This is a genomic window from Deltaproteobacteria bacterium, assembly GCA_019309045.1.
Taxonomy (GTDB): Bacteria; Desulfobacterota; Syntrophobacteria; order BM002; family BM002; genus JAFDGZ01.
In genome coordinates, this window is the sequence record JAFDGZ010000155.1 from 1 (window position 1) to 4263 (window position 4263).

The window sequence follows — 4263 nt, forward strand, 5'->3', positions numbered from 1 at the left end:
ACCTGTGGGCATGCTCTTATCTGTACCTCTCACCATGATCGTCAAGATCGCCCTGGAAAGCAATGAGGACACCAGATGGCTCGCCATGATACTCGGACCTGCTCCTTCGGAGCGGTTGGCTGCATCCAGGGAAAAGCGTGCTGCAGCCCAGAAAAAAGATGTCCACTCGAGCAAGGCCGCTGAACTGGACAGCACCACCTAATTGCCGAGTTGGCTCATGGCGGAAGGCTTCTCGAATGTTCAGTTCCTTTTCTTTGAAAGCCAGGCCGGCTGAAACACTGTTCATAATATTATGCATCTCTTTGTACTTCAGTGCCATGGCCAGGGCGCAGCAGGACCAGTGGCAGCAGTTGAATCTCGAAATGGCCAGGCTCTTCCGCCAGGGACAATTTGCCCGGGCCGCCGAGGTGGGACATCGTGCCGTGGCAGCAGCTGAAAAGATTTATGGTCCAGGACACCTGAATGTGGCGATTGCTCTCAACAATCTGGCAACTGTGTACAGGGCCCTGGACCGCTATGCTGCTGCTGAGTCTTGCTACCGGCGGTCACTAACAATAAAGGAGAAGAATTTTGGGCCGATGCACCCCAGAGTTGCTACCACCCTCAATAACCTGGCCGGCCTCTATCGACAGCAGAGAAAATACGCGCAGGCAGAATCCCTTTATAAACGGGCCCTGGCCATCAGAGAAAAGAGTTTGCCTGCTGATCATCCAGATCTCGGCCAGTCGCTCAACAACCTGGCACTCCTCTACAAGGAAGAGAAAAGATACAAAGAGGCACTGCCGCTCTACAATAGAGCGCTCGAGATATGGGAAAAGTCCCTGGGCCCGGATGACCCCAATGTGGCTACCGTGCTCGAAAACATGTCACAGCTTTACCGAGAACTCGGCCAGGAGGACAGGGCCAGGAAGCTGCAAGAGCGGGCAACAAACATTCACCGGAGCCCGTAGGGCAGGTTTCAAACTTGCCCCTACATTGGTCAGACGGGCTGACACTGTCCTAATCCGGCAATTGCAGCATCAGCATGGGGGTTACTATGGCAAATGGCAGGGTCTGATAACTCTCCCAATCGCCGCCAGCCTGCTTGGAGTTGAGAAAGGTGCGCAGGGAATCATCCCTTGTAAAAAGATGATTCCAGCGAAGATCCAATGCGCCTTCTTCCAGATTGGTGAGATTTGCCAGCTCCACCGGAATGGGACCCATAAGTTCATTCAAGAATAATCTCAGAGATTCAAGATTTGACAGATTTCCCAGCTCACGTGGTAGAGGTCCCCTCAACTGGTTGTCATATAGACAAAGTACTTGAAGATTGCTCAGATTACCTAGCTCCGAGGGGATGCTACCGGTTAGTTTGTTGGTGTATAGATAAAGTTTTCTAAGATTGCCGAGATTGCCCAATGCTGCTGGTATGTTACCATTCAGCTGGTTGCCGAATAAATAAAGTTCTTTAAGTTCACTGAGGTTGCCCAGTTCAGCTGGTATATTGCCATTTAATTGGTTAGAGCTGAGATCAAGATATTCCAGGTTACTCAAATTACCGAGAACGGCTGGTATGTTATTTTCCAGCTGATTACCGGCAAGAACAAGCCCTTGAAGATTGCTCAGATTGCCCAGGCTGGAGGGAATGCTCCCGGTCAGCTGATTGCTGTATAGATAAAGCCTTTGGAGATTGCTCAAATTGCCCAGCTCCACAGGGAGCGTCCCAACCAGGTTGTTGTCATGTAAGTCTATCATTGTCACCGTGTCACTGCCACCGACGTTTTCCACGGTCACCCCGTGCCATCCATCTTCCGTCCCTGGTGCAGTAAAATCTCCTCCCACCTTCCAGCCGCAGTTGTCGGTCCAGCTGTCGCCAGCCGTGCTGTTATAGAGGGCAATGAGCGCTTCCCGCTCCACAGTGGGAATGTCTGCAGACACTCGCTGTACCGCAAGCAGCACACAGATGAACACCACTGCCAGAGCAACAATGATATACTTTTTCATTGCTTTCTCCTTTCCCTCGCCTGTTCTTGTCAAATGCTGCAAGAAATGAAAGGGTTTGCTTTGTGGTGAAGATTCCAGCCGTTATGTAGAGGTATATTGGTTTCTGTTCTAGAGTCAGTTGAGGTGATTCAGTGGAATGTATTCTTTCACAAGAATACTGACAGTGTCAATGAAATCAATGCAAAGCCTGGGTTCTGCGGCACCTTCTATCGCCATGAGGGAAACATGCATCGATAATCAACCCGCAGGGGCGGGTTTGAAACCCGCCCTTGCAATGCGGTGTCATTGATTTGGGAATATTTTCCTGGTTCGATTCGAACCGAATTGGAACTGCCGGTGTGCGCGCGCCATCTCTCGTGCCCCTGCCGGAAAACGCTGTTCTTGCCCCTGAAATGAGCGTTACTGGCCCCAAAGTCGACCTACTTCCAACAACTCCTCCTATCCCCTCAATCAATTAACTCGGGTAGACAACCAATCGCAGACATTGATACAGCCGATAAAGAATCTCAACCCAGGCATAGGACCACCAGACCTATACTGAATAACTTGACGTAATCAAAAAGTTACATTATTTTTATTTCATGAAGAAACTCGACCCGTTACTAGAGCCTGATTGGGATGAGGATAATGTTAACCATATCGCAGCTCATGGCCTCCGGCCGGAACAGGTTGAGGAGGTTTACTACAGCGAGGGACCGTTCCCGACTCTTGCCCTGAAAAATAAAAGAAAACGTGGGTCAGTTCTAGAATATAGATATCGCCTGTGGGGCACTGATGCATCTGGAAATTGTATTGAAGTTATCGTCGCTCCTTATCCTGAATATGGTCTGTGGAGATGCGTGACAGCATTTCCCATGTCCACTTCCACTAGAAAAGCTTATCTGAAAAGGATCAAGAGGATAAGAAAATGAGTAAAATCCCAGCCAAGAACAGAAAAAGGCTCAAACAGGAAGCCCGCGAGTGGGACGCCTCTATCGCCAAGGAGGGCCCTGAGGAAGTTGAGCTACTGCTCGAACAAGCTGAGCCTTTCGAGATTTCCCGGCCCCCACGCCGCCCTGTTTCTCTCCGCCTTGATGCGTTTGATGTGGCGATGCTCAAACGATTGGCCCGCCGAAAGGGCATACCATATACGCAGCTCATGGCTATGTGGCTTCATGAAAGAATAGAGCAGGAAAAGAAAGAAGCTGGCGTATGAAGCTATCAGTTTGCTAAATTTTCGCTTTTCGCTCTCGGCCGGACCAGGATATCTATCGTCTTCTACTGCTAGCGGTTGGGGGTTGCCCGGTCCATTTCCCATTTCGTGGAATCGTTGACAATGTATTCCTGTATGGCCAGCAAGGAACGATCATTGCGGATCACATGTTCATAATAATTGCGATGCCATAATTTTTTGCCCTGCCTGTTGTAAATTTGATTGATGCGACGCGCTGAAAATGTCTTGAAACCACGGATGATTTCCGGCAGACCATGACGTCTCCAACCCCCGGTAGGGGCGGGTTTCAAATCTGCCCCTGCATTGGTCAGACGCGCTGACACTGCTCTAATCCGGCAATTGCAGCATCAGCATGGGGGTTACTATAGCAAAGGGTGGGGTCTGATAACTCTCCCAATCGCTCCAGGTTTGCTTCGAGTTGAGAAAGGTGCGCAGGGACTCATCCTTTGTGAACAGATGATTCCCGCGAAGATCCAATCCGCCATCTGCTAGGTTCGTGAGATTTGCCAGTTCAGGAGGAATGCGGCCCATAAGTTCGTTCGAGTTCAAGTAGAGACGTTCAAGATTTGACAGATTGCCCAGCTCCCTGGGAATCGGCCCCTTGAGCTGATTATAATGCAGATAAAGATATAAAAGATTGTTTAGATTTCCTAATGACGAGGGGATGCTACCTGTAAGCTGGTTAAGGAGCAGATAAAGATATAGAAGATTGTTTAGATTTCCTAATGACGAGGGGATGCTACCTGTAAGCTGGTTAGAGGGGATGCTACCTGTAAGCTGGTTAGAAGACAAATTAAGCCTTCGGAGAATGTTCAGATTTCCTAATGACGAAGGGATGTTTCCTGATAGATGGTTAAAGTGCAGATAAAGGGTTTGAAGATTGCCGAGATTGCCCAGTTCCGCAGGCAACGTACCCACCAGGTTGTTGAAAGTCAGAGATATGCGTGTCACCGTGGTATTACCTGCGTCAGTTGTAATTCCGTGCCAGGTGTTTTCAGTCCCTGCTGGCGCAAAATCTCCGCCCACCTTCCAGCCGCTGTTGTCGGTCCAGCTGTCGCCAGCCGTGC

Annotated in this window: 7 protein-coding genes; 4 read left to right on the forward strand and 3 right to left on the reverse strand. The window is 49.8% G+C overall.

Translation table 11 applies throughout. From position 1 onward, the window contains the following. Both JRI89_16955 and JRI89_16960 read left to right on the forward strand, forming a co-directional pair. Positions 1-202 (forward strand): hypothetical protein (locus JRI89_16955; protein MBW2072919.1); only part of this gene is annotated, 202 nt, incomplete at its 5' end. 34 nt (positions 203-236) lie between these two features. Then, the gene (locus tag JRI89_16960; GenBank protein ID MBW2072920.1) at positions 237-950 is read left to right on the forward strand and encodes a tetratricopeptide repeat protein; all 714 of its coding nucleotides are present in this window, start codon (positions 237-239) and stop codon (positions 948-950) included. A 49-nt stretch (positions 951-999) separates the two neighbouring features. Here JRI89_16960 and JRI89_16965 read toward each other — a convergent pair whose 3' ends face one another. Next, complete coding sequence (locus tag JRI89_16965) at positions 1000-1983, reverse strand: Two component regulator three Y domain protein (protein MBW2072921.1); 984 nt, start codon at positions 1981-1983, stop codon at positions 1000-1002. A gap of 581 nt (positions 1984-2564) precedes the next feature. Here JRI89_16965 and JRI89_16970 point away from each other — a divergent pair. Together JRI89_16970 and JRI89_16975 are read left to right on the forward strand one after the other, a co-directional pair. Then, entirely contained in the window at positions 2565-2894 is a 330-nt protein-coding gene (locus JRI89_16970; GenBank protein ID MBW2072922.1) for a hypothetical protein, read from the forward strand. Further along, positions 2891-3178, forward strand: coding sequence for a hypothetical protein (locus tag JRI89_16975; protein ID MBW2072923.1), 288 nt, complete (start codon positions 2891-2893; stop codon positions 3176-3178). Before JRI89_16970 ends, JRI89_16975 begins: the two co-directional genes overlap by 4 nt. 68 nt (positions 3179-3246) lie before the next feature. On the opposite strand, the gene JRI89_16980 is transcribed toward JRI89_16975, so the two are convergent. Then, on the reverse strand, positions 3247-3486 hold the full coding sequence (locus JRI89_16980; protein ID MBW2072924.1) for a transposase: 240 nt from the start codon (positions 3484-3486) through the stop codon (positions 3247-3249). Between the two features lie 37 nt (positions 3487-3523). Continuing rightward, the coding region (locus JRI89_16985; GenBank protein MBW2072925.1) for a hypothetical protein at positions 3524-4263 on the reverse strand (740 nt) is incomplete at its 5' end.